The organism is Falsiruegeria sp. JB4-1, assembly GCF_055693495.1.
The window spans coordinates 3,695,694-3,712,543 of the sequence record NZ_JBVFTZ010000001.1; the positions used below are offsets into that span (position 1 = coordinate 3,695,694).

The following is a 16,850-nucleotide window of genomic DNA, read 5'->3' on the forward strand; positions in this document are numbered from 1 at the left end:
CCAAAGGCCCACTTACTCTATATATGGGTTATCGATGCCCATTTTGCCAAGTATGTCGACTTCCAAAGCCTCCATCACAGTGGCATCCGCGTCACGAATATGATCATAGCCCAACAAGTGCAAAACGCCGTGCACGATCAAATGGGTGACGTGCTCTGCCATTGGCTTGCCTGCTGTTTCCGCCTCTCGTGCGCAAGTATCGAATGAGATTGCAATGTCACCGAGCGCCAGTTCGCCCGTGAAATCGGGTTCTGGCTGCGCAGGATCAGCCCCTCTTCGTCCGGGGCTAGCTCCTGTGCGGGCCAGCTCAGCACGTTGGTCGGCGACGGCTTGTCGCGAAACTCGGCGTTCAGTACAGATATGCGTTCGTCGCCACACGCCAGCAAAGAAATTTCGCAGTCGTCAGGTTCCAACCCTTGATGCCTAAGCGTCGTTGCAGTGGCGCGTTCCGCCAACGCCTCCAGACCGGCATCCCGCCAGCGATCGTCTTCTATCGCGATATCCAGCATAGCAGCCTTTGCCCTTTGCCCAACTCGACCTCAGGTCAGCTGCGGCCAGAATCAGCCTCATAAGCTTCAATGATGGCAGCCACAAGCGGATGGCGCACGACGTCTTTGGAGGTGAAGTAGTTGAAGCTGATCTTGGGAATCGAATTGAGCAGGCGTTCGGCGTCCTGCAGGCCCGATTGCACGCCGCGCGGCAGATCAACCTGGCTGCGGTCGCCGGTGATGACCATGCGCGAGCCCTCGCCCAGTCGGGTCAGAAACATCTTCATCTGCATGGTGGTGGCGTTCTGCGCCTCGTCGAGCACAACAAAAGCATTGGCCAGTGTGCGGCCCCGCATAAAGGCCAAAGGCGCGATTTCGATCCGCTTCTCCTCGATCAGCTTGGCTAGTTGTTTGCCCGGCAAGAAGTCGTTCAGTGCGTCATACAGCGGCTGCATGTATGGATCGACCTTGTCCTTCATGTCACCGGGTAGATAGCCCAGCTTTTCGCCTGCCTCGACGGCTGGTCGACTAAGAATGATGCGATCGACATGGCCGCCGATGAACATAGACACGCCCACGGCCACCGCCAGATAGGTCTTGCCGGTCCCCGCAGGCCCAATGCCAAAGGCCAGCTCGTTTTCGAACAACGACTGAACATAAGCCCTTTGCGCGTCAGTGCGCGGCTCAACCAGCTTTTTGCGGGTCTTGATCTCGACTTTGCCGCCCTTGAACATCTCCAGCTGATCGCCATCGCGCGTGCTGGTTTCTTCAGTCGCGCTGCCCATTCGGAGCTCACGATCAATGTCGCCGGGTTCCACTGTGCGACCTGCCTGTAGACGATCATAGAGCGCCTGTAGCACCTCTAATCCGCGCTTCTGCGCATCCTCGCCGCCCATGATCACCAGCTGATTGCCACGTCGCGCGATCTGCACGTCGAGCGCCTTTTCGATGATGGCCAGGTTGCGGTCGTATTCGCCGCACAGGTCGATCAATAGTCGATTGTCTGAAAATTCGATCTGCGCCTCGCGCGGGGCGCTTTCGGTTTGCGGTGGGGTCAGGGCACCGATGGCCAATCTGCTCTCCTATTTTGGCAGTCTGTCCCAAGCGTAGCCACGATCACGGCTCGCACGCAAGTCGGAGAAGCAACTTTTCATCCATCTGAAACAAAAAAGGCCGCCCAATCGGACGGCCCTGTCGTTTTTGTTTGCTCTGCTCAAATTGAGTCCGGAACAGTCGACCCTTCCTTGAAAGGTCCAGTTGCTACACCCGGAGGTGCCGCGCCGGAACACACAGGTTTGCCGTTACGATCCAAACGCTGCGACAAATACCCCTCGAGACCATCGTCAATGATCCAGTGGTCACACCCTTGTGGGTCGACCCAGATACCCGCCTTGAGGTTCGACAGGTCTTTGGCGTCGATCCCCCGGTCCACTGTCTTGTCGATTGCCGCAGTACAAGCGGCCAAGCCACCCAGAGCTGCAAAAAGCACAATGCCTTTGATCAGTTTCATGATGGCTCTCCTCAGTTCACGCAGACGATTTCGACACGGCGGTTCGTTGCCATATTGGATGCGTTGGAATTCGGCACCCGAGGGTCACGCTCGCCATAACCGCGCACATCCACGATGCGTGCGCCCGTGCTACGACCGACCCGAGCTACAGAATTTGCACGATTCAACGAAAGGCGCAGGTTGTAGGCATCCGAAGCCCGACTGTCGGTGTGGCCGGTTATGATGTACCCGTTTGCTTTCGTTGTCTGAAAGAACTCGCGCAGCCGCGCTTGGCCGAGCTGAACTGATGCGGAAACTGTCAGTCGCAAAAAACTGATCCGAAGGCAGCGTTCCACAAAGGTTGCCGCGTCGGCAGACCGGAATACCCTGCCGGGTAACATGTGGTGTCATGTACCCTTCGGCCCCGTCATCCATAACCCAATGCTCACATCCATCTGGATCGACCCAGATCGTGGGAACGTACCGCTCACCAATCACTGTGCGCTGGTTCTGCGCGGCTGCGGGGGTGGCTACGGCCCCGGCAATCGCGACAATGGCTGTCAGCGCCGCTACAACGCCTTTGATTTTAAAACTAAACACCGCAGATATCCCTCACCGTAGTTCCCCAGAAATTGGCGCCGCCAAAATGCATTTGGCCTGCACCCTTACCCCAACTGACCTAAGGTTAGGAAAATAAGAGATAACTGTGAAGCAAAATCCACCATATATTGTGGCAGAAGCCTGAACACTCACCAGAAATTCACCAAATTGTCGCCATTTTGGCAATACCGGCGTTCAAACGAAATTGATTGAGTCGCTGCGACTCAACCCCAGCCTGATCACTTAATCACCTGCCCAGCCAGAGAATTCGGACCCGAAGACACGATTCTGACGCGCGCGATGTCGCCAATCGACGCCCCAGACCCGGTCACATGCACCGCGTGAAGGTATTCGGATTTGCCGACCATTTGATCGTCGAACCGGCCTTCCTTCTCAAACAGAACGCTGACCTCGCGTCCAACCATACCGTCCTGAATCTCACGCTGATGGCGGGTGATCATTGCCTGCAGACGTTGAAGGCGGTTGTCGGCCTCAACCGGGTCGACCTGGGGCCGTTCCGCCGCCGGAGTGCCCGGTCGGGTCGAGTATTTGAACGAATAGGCGTAGCCGTATTTGACTTGCTCGACCAAATCGAGCGTGGCCTGAAAATCTTCTTCGGTCTCTTCAGGGAAACCGACGATGAAATCGCCTGACATGACGATATCGGGTCGCGCCGCGCGGATGCGCTCGATCAACTTTAGATAGCTTTCGGCGGTGTGGCTGCGGTTCATCCGTTTCAGGATCTTGTCCGATCCGGCCTGCACCGGCAGGTGCAGGTAGGGCATCAGTTTCGAGCAAGTGCCGTGCGCCTCAATCAGATCATCCATCATGTCGTTGGGGTGACTGGTGGTGAAGCGGATACGCTCCAGTCCATCGACCTTGTCCAACTCCCAGATCAGTTGCGCCAGTGTCATGTCGCCGTTGGGGCCAGCACCGTGATAGGCGTTGACATTCTGTCCGAGCAGCGTGATTTCGCGCACGCCGCGTTCCACCAACTCATTGGCCTCTCGGATGATGCGATCAGCCGGGCGGCTGACCTCGGCTCCTCGTGTGTAAGGCACCACGCAGAAAGCACAGAATTTGTCGCAGCCTTCTTGAACCGTCAGAAACGCAGTCGGACCACGCTTCGCCTTGGGGCGGCTCTTCAGCTTTTCGAACTTGTCTTCTTCGGGGAAATCCGTATCGAGCGCCTTTTCGCCCAGCTGGGTCTTGGCCTCCATTTCAGGCAGGCGGTGATAGCTTTGTGGCCCCACGACCAGATCGACCAGCGGCTGGCGCCGCATGATTTCCTGCCCCTCAGCCTGAGCGACACATCCTGCCACACCAATCTTGAGGTCCGGCTTCTCGGCCTTCAGACCCTTGAACCGCCCCAGTTCAGAATAAACCTTTTCAGCGGCTTTTTCCCGGATGTGGCAAGTGTTCAGCAGGATCATGTCCGCGTCATCGGGCGATTTGGCCTCGACATAGCCCTTGCCGCCCAATGCCTCTGCCATTCGCTCACTGTCGTAAACGTTCATCTGGCAGCCATAGGTTTTGATATACAGCTTCTTGGGCTGAGACGTTTTGGACTCGGGCATGTCAGTCGCCTTTGCGTTCGCGGGATCAGCGGCGGGCTTTATACCCTTCGAGCACCGCTTGCAATGCACGTGCAATTAACCGATTTTGGTGTTTGATGCCAGCACGGCAAATCAGGGGCGCCCCGATGGAATACAACTCACTCAGTCATCTCTTGAGGGCAGGTAAGGAAACACTGTCCAAGGGTCCTGTTGCGCTGATCTTTGTCGAGGACGACGTCGAGTTGGCCACGACGATGCGCCATCATCTGCAATGCGGCTTCAAATCTGTAGTGGCCTTCATGCCTGACGCCTTTCCCTTGCCCAAGGACGTCGAAGCCCGCGTGCATCGTGTCCCATTCGATTGTGGCCCACGCCTGGCCGTGGTCGAGGCGATTAACAAGATCATCGAAGCTGCGCCCGGTATTTGGATGTATTACTGTTTCAACGCCGAATACCTGTTCTACCCCTTCTGTGAAACTCGCAGCATAGGCGAGATGCTGGCGTTTCATGGCGAAGAACGTCGCGATTCGATGCTAGCCTATGTCATTGATCTCTATGCAGACGATCTGCACGCCTACCCCGACGGGGTATCGCTTGACCGGGCCAACCTCGACAAGTCCGGGTATTATGCACAATCACGCAAGGATCCGGAAACCGGCCATCCGCGCGAACGGCAATTGGATTTCTTTGGCGGTGTCCGCTGGCGTTACGAGGAGCATATCCCAAAGGAGAGCCGCAAGATCGACCGGATCGCCCTATTCAAATCGGCGCCCGGGCTCAAACTGTTGCCAAACCACACGTTCGAGGATCAGGAATACAACACCTATGCCTGCCCCTGGCACCACAACCTGACGGCAGCAATCTGTTCGTTTCGTACTGCCAAGGCGCTCAAGCGCAACCCTGGCTCGACATTTGAGATCGACAGCTTTCGCTGGCACAACTCCACCCCCTTTGAATGGCACTCGCGCCAATTGCTTGATCTGGGGCTGATGGAACCGGGGCAATGGTTCTAAAGCTGGCGCTGCCTATCACTGGCGCCCTTCGATCCAACACTTCTTGGCAGCGCCCTTTCGGCTACAGGCCAGGGGCGATTTCCGCAGTTTTGCAGGCTTGCCATTATGGCATAACGAAAGCAATCAACGCGACTCTGTAATCAAACCGACCCCTTTGCCACGTTTGCCATGACACAGACCATTTGAACGCCTCGAAGACGATCACGCGCGCCAATTGCTGGACTCGGCGGCCAACGGGTCTGGCCAAGCCCACTCTTCCACTTGCTCAAAATTTCCCGGGAGAGCCGCGCATCGGCAGGGGCAGAGCGCCCTACCCGATCAGCATCGGGAACCAATCTTCGCGCAGGCGCTGACCGGGCTGCATATCGTGCCCCGGAAACGGCGGCGAGGTGCGGCCCGGACGCTCGACATAGCGCGCATCGTCGCCCACCAGCCGCAATGAAAACGCACGGCGGCGGCTGTCAGATGTATTGCCCCGCGCGCCGTGCAGGATTTTGTAGTTGAACGCCACCGCGTCACCTGGCTGCATTTCGAACTCGGCGACCTTCATGCCCTCGGCATCCGGGTCGGGGATCGGCATGTACTGACCCTCGTCGGCAAAGAACCCCTCTTCTGACACCCAGCGGGTTGGCAAAACTTCTTTTTCCCACAGGTGCGAGCCCGCGACGCAGCGCAACGTCGCCTCTTTCACCGGATCAAGCGGTGACCAAAAGCTGACGGTCTGCTGCCCCTCGACAAAGTAGTACGGTCCGTCCTGATGCCAGGGCGTCGCCATAGACGTACCCGGCTCTTTTACCAGAACATGATCGTGGAACATTTGCACTGTGTCCGATTTCATCAAGGCAGCAGCCACTTGTGCTGCTGGCGATGCCTGAATGACATCGCGGAACTGGGGAATGCGGGTCCAGTTGCAATAGTCATCAAAGAACAGACCGGTCTGACCCTCTTTTTTGTTGTCCGAGGCATAGGGTCCCGGCTCGGCCATATTGACCTCGATCCCGTCGCGCAGGGCGTCGACATGATCAGCAAAAAGGCCGGGAACAAGGACAACGCCGTCGCGCTGATAGGTTTCGATCATCTCGGGTGTCACAATCGGGCGCATCACAAAGGTCCTCCATCCATGCTGTTGAGAGAGTTCTGCCCCGGCAAAAACAACATTTCAAATCATATCTGGAAATGACATATTTAACTTCATGTTATACCTGACACTCCGCCACTATGAATATGCCTGTGCCATCGCAGCCGAAGGGAGCTTGTCGGCGGCCGCTGCGCGACTGAACGTGTCGCAGCCTGCATTGTCCAACGCGCTCGACCGGATTGATGCACAGCTGGGGTATCCGCTGTTCATCCGCAAACGGGGCGCCGCGCTGGCCGTCACACCGCAGGGGCGTCGGTTTGTGGACCGGGCCGAGGCGCTCTTGGCCCGCGCCGCCAGCCTGGAAACCGGGTGGGACACGCAACCTGCCACAACCCGACTGACGCTTGGGTGTTTTTCAGACCTTGCTCCGTTTCTGCTCGCGCCCGCCTTGCAGACTTTGCGGCAGGCCTATCCGCAAGTGACAGTCAGTTATCGCGCCGCGGCGTTTGAACCGCTGATTGGTGCATTGCTGAACGGGACCATCGACATCGCCGTGACCTATGACCTGGGATTGGACGCAGGTTTCACCCGCACCACGCTGTTTCATCAAGGACCCATGGCAGTGCTGTCGTCGGATCACGAATTGATAGAGCACCGGAACATGTCGCTCAAGGATCTGTCGGCGTACCCGCTGATCCTGTCGGATGAGGGGCTGTCGGCTCAACATATACTGGGGTTATTCCGCCGCCATGGGCTGTCGCCGGTGGTGGCTCATCGCACACAATCACTTGAGATCATGCGCAGTCTTGCCGCCCATGGCGAAGGGGTCGGCATCAGCTATGCCGCGCCCTACGCCAGCCACAGTTATGACGGTCAGCCTTTGGTGATGGTTCCGATCCAAGACCAAGATGCTCGCGAGCCCGTAATCCTGACGCGGCACGGGATCGGCCCCAGCGATCCAGTGATCGATAACGCTATGGAAATTCTGACAGAAGCTTTGAAAGGACCGCCGCCCTGATCACACCTTGCGCAGGCGGATCACCACATCAACCGACGCAATTTCGACACCCTCAGGCGCCTCGGGCAGGCGCTGGATGACCAGCTGATCGGACGGGGCATCCGACAGGCGGGCCTCGTCCTCCCAATAGAAATGGGGATGGTCGTGGGTGTTGGTGTCAAAGTAGCTTTTTGACCCATCAACGGTGATTTCCTGCAATACGCCTGCATCACAAAAGGCGCGCAGGGTATTGTAAACCGTGGCCAAAGACACCGAAGCCCCTTTGGTCTTCGAGGCCTCGAAAAGGCTTTCCGCAGTGACATGGCGGTGACGGCCATCGCCCACCAGAAGTTCGGCCAGCGTTACGCGCTGACGGGTCGGACGCAAACCCGCGTCGACCAACCAATCGGTGGCAATCTGATTGCTATCTGGTGTCATCACGTCAAGACTCGCTAATGGCTGACTGTATATATAGGGCGGTCCCCCGGGTAAATTCAAATGAAATTCATTCGCAACTGCGCGGACCCAACGTCGCAATCCGCCCGTCCGGCTCTTGCGGGATAGCTAGGCGCGATGTTAGAGGGTCGAAAGCGAAATTTGACACCCCAGGCAGGAGAAGCGGCAGCATGTCCCAATTCCCGAGCAGTTTTGACAAAGATGACCTGCTGAAATGCGCCCGTGGCGAGCTTTTTGGCCCCGGCAATGCACAGCTTCCGGCCCCGCCGATGCTGATGATGGACCGGATCACCGAGATTTCGGGCGATGGCGGCGCGCATGGCAAAGGTCACGTGTTGGCGGAATTCGACATCAATCCGGACCTGTGGTTCTTTGACTGTCACTTTCCCGGCAACCCGATCATGCCCGGCTGTCTTGGTTTGGACGGCCTGTGGCAACTGACCGGTTTCAATCTGGGCTGGCGCGGCTGGCAGGGGCGCGGTTATGCTCTGGGAGTGGGTGAAGTCAAACTGACCGGCATGGTCCGCCCGGACCGTAAGATGCTGACCTACAAGATCGACTTCACCAAAGCGATCCAGACCCGCCGCCTGACAATGGGTGTTGCCGATGGCATCGTCGAGGCAGACGGCGAAGTGATCTATCAGGTCAAAGATATGAAAGTGGCCCTTTCCGAAAGCTGAGGCCGCGCTAGAACCGAAACCGAAAGAGAGGCTCACGGGCCTCTTTTTGCACCTGCAACAGAGAGGACCACGTCGTGTCGATCACTCATAAAGATCTATCTGAAGCCCGCACAGCATGGGGTCAGGGTAAGATTGCCATCTCAAAAGCCTTTGAAGAGGATGGAATTGACGCGGCGCGTCAGGTCGCAGATGCCCATCTGGATGCGATTTATGGCTACAACATGGGACCGGTTTTGTTCAAACCGACCATGGCCAGCGGCCCACAGACCTTTCGGCCTACAAAAGAGGGCGCTTTGGCTTATTTTTGCGGCCACTCCGAGGAATATCCGAAGGACAACGGCTTTGCGATCCAGGGCTGGCGTGCCATGGATAGCGTGACATCGGCCGAATACATCGACGGCGACGTCGCGATGTGGATGGGCTGGGTCATGCTGACAGACAAGGATGGCAACGTGACACAGGTGGACAAATCGTTCGGCTACAAGAAGGACGAAACCGGAAAGCTGCGCATTGTGCTGCACCATTCGTCTTTGCCGTATCAGCCGTAATCCCAGGCAATCTAAAGCCGATCAAACGGCAACAGACAGATTCGTGAAAGGGCCTTCGGGCCCTTTTTTCCTTTTGTAAGATGCAATTCATATCCAAACTGAAGGCAAGACAACACCCATCCGAACAGAAAGAAAGATAGTGCATCGTGAAGTCGTCACGGATAATTTTCCACGACAGTTTTCATGAAACACCCATCAGCAGATGGGTGGGTGCGCGCTGGATCGGGTGGCTCACACAAACCAGCGAGAGCGGCCAGCCAAAGCGGCCAAAGATGATCACGCATCCCTTTCTGGAACAGCGAAAACAATGGTGCACACTGAACGTCCATTTTGACGAAGTTGATCTTTGGTTCGCAATGCCCGAAGAGCTCGATCAGTTTCTGGATGTCTTGTCGAAGAACCCCTCCCATCAGGACAATCGCTGGTTCCGGGGATGAACGTAGGTCGACCGAACACGCATTGGCTCTCGCGTTTGCCATCGAAAGCCAAGTCTCAAAAGTTCCGAAAGCGGCTGTGTGCCTACCTGGTTGAAAACGATGACGTCGAGCGGTTCCGGAAATATTATTTGAGCAATCCAGTTCAATTCGACTTTCCCGATGTCTACGATGTCTATTCAGATGCTCATCACGCATCTTTTGGCGGTCCACACAACTGACCGATCTTGTTTCGAGTTTCAGACTGGAACCATGGGCCATAGATTTGAGAGCCGCGATAAACGACGGCACCGAGGCAATACCGCAACCCACCTTGCACCCCTGCCCGGCAATGCATACTAAGACATAAGCTAACAAGGGAGTGCACGTATGCGTCGTGTCGTCGTCACCGGTCTGGGCATTGTCTCGTCGATCGGCAACAATGCCCAAGAGGTTGTAGCCTCGCTTAAGGCAGGCAAATCCGGAATCGTCGCCAGCGACGAGATGGTCGAACACGGCTTTCGCAGCCAGATCGCCGGAACGCTGAAGCTTGACATCAAGGAGCACGTGGACAAACGCACGCTGCGCTTCATGGGCCCCGGTGCGGCCTATGCCCATATCGCCATGAGCCAGGCCATCGCCGACGCGGGACTGACCGAGGACGACGTTGTGAACGTGCGCACTGGTCTGGTTGCCGGATCAGGTGGACCATCGACCAGCGCCATGCTGGCAGCCCATCAGGTGGTTGCCAAAACCGGCGCGACCAAGCGTATTGGCCCCTTTGCGGTGCCCAAATGCATGAGCTCGACCATTTCCGCCAACCTGGCGACGGCGTTCAAGATCAAGGGGATCAACTATTCGATCACTTCGGCCTGTTCGACCTCGCTGCACTGTATCGGCAATGCGGCGGAGCAGATCATGCTCGGCAAGCAAGACGTGATGTTTGCGGGCGGCGGCGAAGAGCTGGACTGGACCCTGTCGTGCCTGTTCGACGCCATGGGCGCAATGAGCTCGAAATACAACGACACACCCGACAAAGCCTCACGCGCGTTTGATGAGAACCGCGATGGGTTCGTAATCTCGGGCGGCGGCGGCATTGTCGTGCTCGAAGATCTTGATCACGCCCTGGCGCGTGGCGCCAAGATTTATGCCGAAGTGACAGGCTATGCTGCCACGTCGGACGGCCACGACATGGTGGCCCCCTCGGGCGAAGGCGGCGAACGCGCCATGCGTCTGGCCGTTTCCACCCTGCCCGAAGATCGCAAGGTCAGCTATATCAACGCGCATGGCACCTCGACCCCAGTGGGCGACGTCGGCGAAGTTCAGGCCGTGCGCCGCGTCTTTGGTGAAGGCAACGTGCCCCCCATCAGTTCGACCAAGTCGATGACCGGTCACGCACAGGGTGCCATGCGGCGCGCTTGAGGCGATCTTTTGCCTGCTGATGCTAGACAATGATTTCATCACCCCTTCGATCAACGTCGAAACCTTGGCCGAAGGGATCAACCCCGGCGAAGTGGCAACCGAGTTGGTCGAGAATGCAGGGCTTGATTCCGTGATGACCAATAGCTTTGGCTTTGGTGGCACCAATGGCTCGATGATCCTGAGCAAATACAAAGGATAAAACAAATGACCGGAGTATTGCAGGGCAAACGCGGGTTGATCATGGGTGTCGCCAATGATCGTTCGATCGCATGGGGCATCGCTAAAGCCATGGCCGAGGCCGGGGCCGAGCTGGCATTCACCTATCAGGGTGAGGCTTTTGGCAAGCGCCTGGAACCGCTAGCGCAAAGCGTCGGGTCTGATTTCATGGTGGACGTGGATGTCACGGATGACGCGTCGTTGGACACCGCGTTCGCACAGCTGGGTGAGCGCTGGCCAACTATTGATTTTCTTGTGCATGCCATCGCCTATTCGGACAAGACCGAACTGACAGGTCGGTTCCTCGATACAAGCCGGGCGAATTTCAAGAACTCGATGGATATCTCGGCCTATTCCTTCATCGAGGTGGCCCGCCGCGCACATCCGCTGATGAAAGACAATGGCGGTACCCTATTGACCCTGACCTATGCCGGGTCGAACCGGGTTGTGCCAAACTACAACGTCATGGGCGTAGCCAAGGCGGCGCTGGAATCGGCGACCCGTTACCTGGCCAACGATCTGGGTCCCGAAGGCATCCGCGTGAATGCAATCTCGCCTGGTCCGATGAAAACGCTGGCCGGTGCGGCTATCGGCGGTGCGCGGAAGACGTTCAAGTTTGCAGACAACAATGCGCCCATGCGCTCGAACGCGACGCTTGAAGCGGTTGGCGGCACGGCCGTTTATCTATCCTCGGATGCGGGCGCCTTCACCACGGGTGAAATCATTCGCGTTGACGGCGGGTTCCACGTTTTGGGCATGCCGCAGCCCGAATCCATGTAAGTCTGAGGATGAGTACCGTGCAGGACCAATAGGTCTTGCTCCGAAATCGTCACAACTCTGCCCTTGGAAGGTCATGGTTAATGGTCATTGTTCGCAAATGACCGTTAACCTTGATAGGCCAGCTTTGCATGACGGAGCATCCAGACGTAGGTCAAAACCATTGCGTCTGATGAGGATGACACTTATTGTGTTCTCTGGCCTAATGATGATGGTCGTTCTCGCATCATCACCGAAAGTCCAAAACGCCTTTTCCGGCGGTTCGCAGGCGGCGATCTCGAGCCGCGAGAATAGCTCAGAGGCGCGCATCAAGGTTCAGGTTGAAGCACGTCAAGCGACATCTCCAGGTTTCGTCAGCCCGTCTTCGGAGAAAGCCCCCACAGGCACCGCGTGGTACGGAACCACAAAGATCACAATGCAAGATGCAGCATCGTTGTTCACGGAAGAATCAGAAACCTCAGGCCTGGCTGTGTCATCCATGCCGCGCAACAGGATACCTGTACGCAAAGGTGGGTTTCGCGTTTTTGAGTAGACCAGATATCTCAGCTCTACGCTGGACCGCCTGACGAGGTATTCATGCCTCAAAGCCATCCTCGAACGCCACAGCGCCGCGCAACGCGCGGCGCTCGGCCCAAAGGGAGAAGGGCATCTAGATGCCTGTACTCCCCGGCGGGAACACCCCGTCTACACTCCGTACTTCAGTTGATTGAAACAACCTCGAAGTCAAACACCAGGTCCTGACCCGCCAGCGGGTGGTTGGCGTCCAGTGTCACGGTGACCTCGTCCACTTCGACCACAGTTACCGGCAACGCCTGACCGTCCGGTGTCTGCATTTGCAACTGGGTGCCTATCTCAAGCGGGATATCGTCAGGGATGCCTTCACGCGGGATCGACTGGCGGGCGGCGGGATTGATTGGGCCATAAGCCTCTTTGCAATCGATGTTTACTTTTTTCTTCTCGCCCACTTCCATGTCAGGCAGCGCTTTGTCCAAACCGGGGATGATCTGCCCCGAGCCCACCACGAACTCCAACGGATCACGCCCTTCAGAACTGTCAAAGGTGCTGCCGTCCAGCAGGGTTCCGGTGTAGTGGATGCGCACTGTGTCGCCTGATTTGACCTTGGTCATTGGGTCTCCGATCGCATGGGAGTTAAAAGATGGCGCACCCTGACGGAGCCTCACGCCAATGTAAAGGTCAGGGCCTTTCCCCTCTGCCCCGCCTGTGCAACCCTGCGCCCCGGAGTTGAGGGAGAAGACAACATGGCAATCACAACCTGCGTATTCGACGCTTATGGCACCCTGTTCGATGTGGCAGCCGCCGCGCGACAGGCCGCCGCCGAGCCCGCGCATGCCGCGCTCAAGGACAAGTGGATGGAAGTCGCTAATCACTGGCGTCTGAAACAGCTGCAATACACCTGGCTGCGCGCCATCACCGATGCGCATACCGATTTCTGGGATGTGACACAGGATGGACTGGACTGGGCTTTGGAGGCCAGCGGGTTAGATGGCGACGCGGCCCTGCGCCAACGTTTGCTTGATCTCTATTGGGAGCTGCAGGCCTACTCGGAAGTCCCTCAAATGCTGCGCGCCCTCAAGGGTGCAGGGCTGCAAACCGCGATCCTGTCGAACGGCTCGCCTGCGATGCTGGATGGTGCAGTTCAATCGGCAGGCGTAGGTGATGTTCTGGATGATGTGCTGTCGGTGGAAAGCGTCGGCATCTTCAAACCAGACAGCCGTGTCTATGACCTTGTAGGCCAGCGGTTCGGTTGCGCTCGCGACGAGGTTCTGTTCGTAAGCTCAAACGGCTGGGACGCAGCCGGAGCCAGCGGCTATGGTTTCACCACCGCTTGGGTCAACCGTGCAGGCGAGCCGATGGACCGCTTGCCATGGCAGCCCGCGCATGTACTCTCCGACCTGACGAGCATTCCACAACTGGCAGGGGTTTGATGGCCGATTTCACCACCTCGGACGGCAAACGCATTCACTTCACCGATACCGGCAACGGCCAGCCGCTGTTGTGTCTGGCCGGGTTGACCCGCTGCGAGCGGGATTTTTCCCATCTCGCCCCGCATGTCAGAGATCTACGCATGATCACAATGGATTATCGCGGGCGCGGGCAATCAGAGTATGACCCCGACTACATGAACTACAACGTGATGCGCGAAGGTCAGGATGCCATCGAGCTGTTGGATCATCTCGGCCTGGACTGCGTCACCATTCTGGGCACCTCACGCGGCGGGTTGATCGCCATGGCCCTTGCCGCGACGCAGCCGCAGCGTTTGGCAGGTGTGATCCTGAATGATGTAGGCCCGGTGGTCAGCCCCGAAGGCATCTCGCGGATCATGGAATATGTGGGCAAAGCGCCCGTATCCAAAACCTATGGTGAGGCGGCCAAGGCGATGCACGCCGCGCTTGCACCGCAATTTCCTGATGTCCCGGTCGAGGTCTGGCAACAACAGGTCGAGACCCAATATGACGAGACACCGGACGGATTGGCCCTGCGCTATGACGCGAAACTGCGCGATGCGTTGATCGAGCAAGCCGCGGCTGGCCCTGTGCCGAACCTCTGGCCGCTGTTCGAGGCCCTCAAGGGGCTACCCACCGGCGTCATCCGTGGCGAAAACTCAGATATTCTGGAACCAGGCACCTTGGCCGAGATGCAAACCCGGCACCCCGAGATGTTGACGGCGGTCATCCCCAATCGGGGCCATGTGCCGTTTTTGGACGAGCCTCAATCCCTTTCCCTCATCCGCAGTATTCTGGAGCGCGCCTTATGAGCTCGATTGACATGATCCACGCCGCCGCCGAACGCCTGAAGGGGCATGCGCGGCGCACACCACTGCTGAACTCTCCGTTTCTGGATGAGCTTGCCGGGCGGCGGCTGTTCGTGAAACCTGAGTGCCTGCAACACACCGGCAGCTTCAAATTTCGGGGCGCTTGGTCGGCGGTATCTGCACTGGATGAGGATACCCGCAAGCGCGGCATTCTGGCGTTTTCATCCGGCAACCATGCCCAGGGCATAGCCATGGCCGCCACCAAGCATGGCGCGCCATCGGTGATCATCATGCCGTCTGATGCACCCAAAATGAAAATCGACAACACCCGCGCGCTTGGGGCCGAGGTGGTCCTTTATGATCGCGGCAGCGAAAGTCGCGAACAGATTGGCGAGCGGCTGCGGCAGGAACGCGGGCTGACGCTGATCAAGCCCTATGACGAACCGCAAGTGATTGCGGGCCAAGGCACGACAGGGTTGGAGATCGCGGAACAAGCCGCCGAGCACGACGTCACCCAGGGCGACGTTCTGGTCTGCTGTGGCGGTGGCGGGTTGACCTCGGGCATTGCGCTGGCGCTGGAAGAACACGCGCCAGATCTACGCCCCCGGCCGTGCGAGCCGCAGGGGTTCGATGACGTGAAACGCTCGCTTGCCTCGGGCCAGATCGAACAGAACCCAGCGACCTCAGGTAACATTTGCGATGCAATTCTGACCCCGTCACCGGGCGAGATCACCTTTCCGATCATGTTTGAACGCTGTGGCCCGGGCCTGACTGTCACCGAAGACGAGGCGCTGCACGCCATGGCGTTAGCGTTTTCACGTCTTAAGATCGTGCTGGAGCCGGGCGGGGCCGTGGCTCTGGCCGCAGCGCTGTTCCGCAAGGATCAGATCGAAGGTGAGGCGGTGATCGCCGTCGCCTCGGGCGGCAACGTGGACGCCGATATCTTCAGAACGGCCCTGGAGCGTTTCGCATGACCCGATTCACCATCGCCTCCTTCAACGTCAAAAACCTGATCGGCGCGGACAAGGAGTACTACACGTTTCAGAAGTACACCCCCGAAGAGTACGCCTGGAAACAGGATTGGATGGCGGATCAGCTGCTGACCATGGACGCCGACATCGTTGGTTTTCAAGAGATCTTCGAAGAAGAGGCGTTGCGCGATGTGATTGCTGAGACCAATCGGCGTGGCGCGCAGGCCAACGAGGCCAACCTGCCGGATGCCTCGAAACGCTATCACAAGAAGGCAATCTTTCGGAAACTGGCCTTTGGTGGCTACAAGGATGCTGCTCTGGCCTTCGCCGCCAACGCATCAGATGGCGGCCCGGGCGAGCGACGCCCCGGGTTGGCGGTGCTATCCCGGTTTGGCTTTGCCGAGAAACCCAAGATCATCCAAGAACTGCCCGAGCCTCTGCGCATCCCCATGTCTGCTTTGGGCGGTGACGAAGGGGCTGGTCAATACACATTGACCCGCATCTCACGTCCGATCCTGAAGGTTCGTGTGCCGGTTGGGGGCAAGGTCATCACAGTATTCAACTGCCACCTGAAATCCAAGCTGGGTGAATTCATTCGTCCCGAAGGCGCCGAGTTTGCCCCTGAGGCCGTTTTGACCGTGTATGATCCAGTCGGCCGCGCCATGGGTGCGCTGCGCTCGGCTTTGCGTCGCATGGCCGAGGCCTGGGTGTTACGGCGCGAGATCGTGGCCGAACTGGACAAGGGCCACCCGGTGATGGTTCTGGGCGATTTCAACGATGGTGAACATGCAGTGAGTTCCGAGATCATCTCGGGCGAGCATCCGTTCAAGAATTACTCGTGGATGCTGCGACATGACGCCAAGGCCCCCAATGATCGTTATTCACGCGAAGAGAATGAGCAGATCACCGAAGCCGTCGATCGGGTGCGCCTGCGGTCGGCAGAAAAGATGTTCGTGCGCAAATCCCTGCGCGATATGGTCTATACGGCGGCCTTTGGTGGCGTCTATGAGAGCATCGACCAGATCTACATGTCACGTCATTTCGACAGCGCTTGGGATAAATCCATGGGCGAGATGGAATATTACAGCGTCTTCAACGACCACCTGACGGACGGCTCACACCCCGAAGCGCCCTACAACAAGCTCGCCTCGGACCACGGTCAAATTATGGCACATATCCGGCTCACATAACGAAACAAAGAAAGAGGTGCACTCCCGCACCCCAACAGTCCTGGCTTTGCGAGCACCGCTAACGGCTTTGGGCCGAGCGCCTCGCCTTTGGCTGGGCGTGGCTGCGTCCAGTCAATCCATTTCTCGTCTTTATCACCCATCTGCAGCAACGCGCCAACCGCCGAGCACAGCGAGGCCCAGCCC

Annotated in this window: 17 protein-coding genes and 3 pseudogenes; 12 read left to right on the plus strand and 8 right to left on the minus strand. The window is 57.9% G+C overall.

Annotation, left to right across the window (positions count from 1 at the left end):
• Positions 1-12 precede the first annotated feature (12 nt).
• From ybeY to miaB, 5 genes and pseudogenes are all read right to left on the minus strand, one after another.
• Positions 13-509 (minus strand): annotated as a pseudogene (gene ybeY / locus ACZ1HE_RS18805) (rRNA maturation RNase YbeY).
• A 35-nt stretch (positions 510-544) separates the two neighbouring features.
• Entirely contained in the window at positions 545-1,561 is a 1,017-nt protein-coding gene (locus ACZ1HE_RS18810) for a PhoH family protein (protein WP_472623288.1), read from the minus strand.
• Positions 1,562-1,701: 140 nt separating this feature from the next.
• Positions 1,702-1,998 carry a hypothetical protein gene (locus tag ACZ1HE_RS18815; protein ID WP_472623290.1) on the minus strand — a complete coding sequence of 99 codons (297 nt, stop codon included), beginning with the start codon at positions 1,996-1,998 and terminating at the stop codon, positions 1,702-1,704.
• Positions 1,999-2,009: 11 nt separating this feature from the next.
• Positions 2,010-2,523, minus strand: a pseudogene (locus ACZ1HE_RS18820) (OmpA family protein).
• Between the two features lie 293 nt (positions 2,524-2,816).
• A complete protein-coding gene (gene miaB, locus ACZ1HE_RS18825) occupies positions 2,817-4,154 on the minus strand; it encodes a tRNA (N6-isopentenyl adenosine(37)-C2)-methylthiotransferase MiaB (RefSeq protein WP_472623292.1) in 1,338 nt (445 codons plus the stop codon).
• Positions 4,155-4,279: 125 nt separating this feature from the next.
• Between miaB and ACZ1HE_RS18830 the strand changes: the two genes are divergently transcribed.
• The gene (locus ACZ1HE_RS18830) at positions 4,280-5,146 is read left to right on the plus strand and encodes a hypothetical protein (RefSeq protein ID WP_472623294.1); all 867 of its coding nucleotides are present in this window, start codon (positions 4,280-4,282) and stop codon (positions 5,144-5,146) included.
• 310 nt (positions 5,147-5,456) lie between these two features.
• Here the strand turns inward: ACZ1HE_RS18830 and ACZ1HE_RS18835 are convergent, their stop codons facing one another.
• Complete coding sequence (locus tag ACZ1HE_RS18835; protein WP_472623296.1) at positions 5,457-6,248, minus strand: phytanoyl-CoA dioxygenase family protein; 792 nt, start codon at positions 6,246-6,248, stop codon at positions 5,457-5,459.
• A 91-nt stretch (positions 6,249-6,339) separates the two neighbouring features.
• Between ACZ1HE_RS18835 and ACZ1HE_RS18840 the strand changes: the two genes are divergently transcribed.
• On the plus strand, positions 6,340-7,242 hold the full coding sequence (locus ACZ1HE_RS18840; RefSeq protein WP_472623298.1) for a LysR family transcriptional regulator: 903 nt from the start codon (positions 6,340-6,342) through the stop codon (positions 7,240-7,242).
• Here ACZ1HE_RS18840 and irrA read toward each other — a convergent pair whose 3' ends face one another.
• Complete coding sequence (irrA, locus tag ACZ1HE_RS18845) at positions 7,243-7,659, minus strand: iron response transcriptional regulator IrrA (RefSeq protein WP_472624547.1); 417 nt, start codon at positions 7,657-7,659, stop codon at positions 7,243-7,245.
• A gap of 188 nt (positions 7,660-7,847) precedes the next feature.
• Between irrA and fabA the strand changes: the two genes are divergently transcribed.
• The 6 genes and pseudogenes from fabA (at position 7,848) to ACZ1HE_RS18875 (ending at position 12,265) form a co-directional block, all read left to right on the plus strand.
• Complete coding sequence (gene fabA / locus ACZ1HE_RS18850; protein ID WP_108788286.1) at positions 7,848-8,357, plus strand: bifunctional 3-hydroxydecanoyl-ACP dehydratase/trans-2-decenoyl-ACP isomerase; 510 nt, start codon at positions 7,848-7,850, stop codon at positions 8,355-8,357.
• 74 nt (positions 8,358-8,431) lie between these two features.
• A complete protein-coding gene (locus ACZ1HE_RS18855) occupies positions 8,432-8,905 on the plus strand; it encodes a phosphoribosyl-AMP cyclohydrolase (RefSeq protein WP_472623300.1) in 474 nt (157 codons plus the stop codon).
• A 272-nt stretch (positions 8,906-9,177) separates the two neighbouring features.
• The gene (locus ACZ1HE_RS18860; protein WP_472623302.1) at positions 9,178-9,342 is read left to right on the plus strand and encodes a hypothetical protein; all 165 of its coding nucleotides are present in this window, start codon (positions 9,178-9,180) and stop codon (positions 9,340-9,342) included.
• Between the two features lie 366 nt (positions 9,343-9,708).
• Positions 9,709-10,939 (plus strand): annotated as a pseudogene (fabB, locus tag ACZ1HE_RS18865) (beta-ketoacyl-ACP synthase I).
• Positions 10,940-10,944: 5 nt separating this feature from the next.
• Positions 10,945-11,736, plus strand: coding sequence for an enoyl-ACP reductase FabI (locus ACZ1HE_RS18870; protein WP_472623304.1), 792 nt, complete (start codon positions 10,945-10,947; stop codon positions 11,734-11,736).
• A gap of 202 nt (positions 11,737-11,938) precedes the next feature.
• Positions 11,939-12,265 carry a hypothetical protein gene (locus ACZ1HE_RS18875; RefSeq protein WP_472623306.1) on the plus strand — a complete coding sequence of 109 codons (327 nt, stop codon included), beginning with the start codon at positions 11,939-11,941 and terminating at the stop codon, positions 12,263-12,265.
• A 166-nt stretch (positions 12,266-12,431) separates the two neighbouring features.
• Here the strand turns inward: ACZ1HE_RS18875 and ACZ1HE_RS18880 are convergent, their stop codons facing one another.
• Positions 12,432-12,860, minus strand: a complete 429-nt coding sequence (locus ACZ1HE_RS18880; protein WP_472623308.1) for an FKBP-type peptidyl-prolyl cis-trans isomerase — start codon at positions 12,858-12,860, stop codon at positions 12,432-12,434.
• A 132-nt stretch (positions 12,861-12,992) separates the two neighbouring features.
• Between ACZ1HE_RS18880 and ACZ1HE_RS18885 the strand changes: the two genes are divergently transcribed.
• From ACZ1HE_RS18885 to ACZ1HE_RS18900, 4 genes are read left to right on the plus strand one after another with little or no spacing between them, the layout of a single operon-like run.
• A complete protein-coding gene (locus ACZ1HE_RS18885; RefSeq protein WP_472623310.1) occupies positions 12,993-13,679 on the plus strand; it encodes a haloacid dehalogenase type II in 687 nt (228 codons plus the stop codon).
• Positions 13,679-14,509, plus strand: coding sequence for an alpha/beta fold hydrolase (locus ACZ1HE_RS18890; RefSeq protein ID WP_472623312.1), 831 nt, complete (start codon positions 13,679-13,681; stop codon positions 14,507-14,509). Before ACZ1HE_RS18885 ends, ACZ1HE_RS18890 begins: the two co-directional genes overlap by 1 nt.
• Positions 14,506-15,480: a threonine ammonia-lyase gene (locus tag ACZ1HE_RS18895; protein WP_472623314.1), complete on the plus strand. Its 975-nt coding sequence runs from the start codon at positions 14,506-14,508 to the stop codon at positions 15,478-15,480. Before ACZ1HE_RS18890 ends, ACZ1HE_RS18895 begins: the two co-directional genes overlap by 4 nt.
• The gene (locus ACZ1HE_RS18900) at positions 15,477-16,667 is read left to right on the plus strand and encodes an endonuclease/exonuclease/phosphatase family protein (protein ID WP_472623316.1); all 1,191 of its coding nucleotides are present in this window, start codon (positions 15,477-15,479) and stop codon (positions 16,665-16,667) included. Before ACZ1HE_RS18895 ends, ACZ1HE_RS18900 begins: the two co-directional genes overlap by 4 nt.
• The last annotated feature ends 183 nt before the right edge of the window (positions 16,668-16,850 follow it).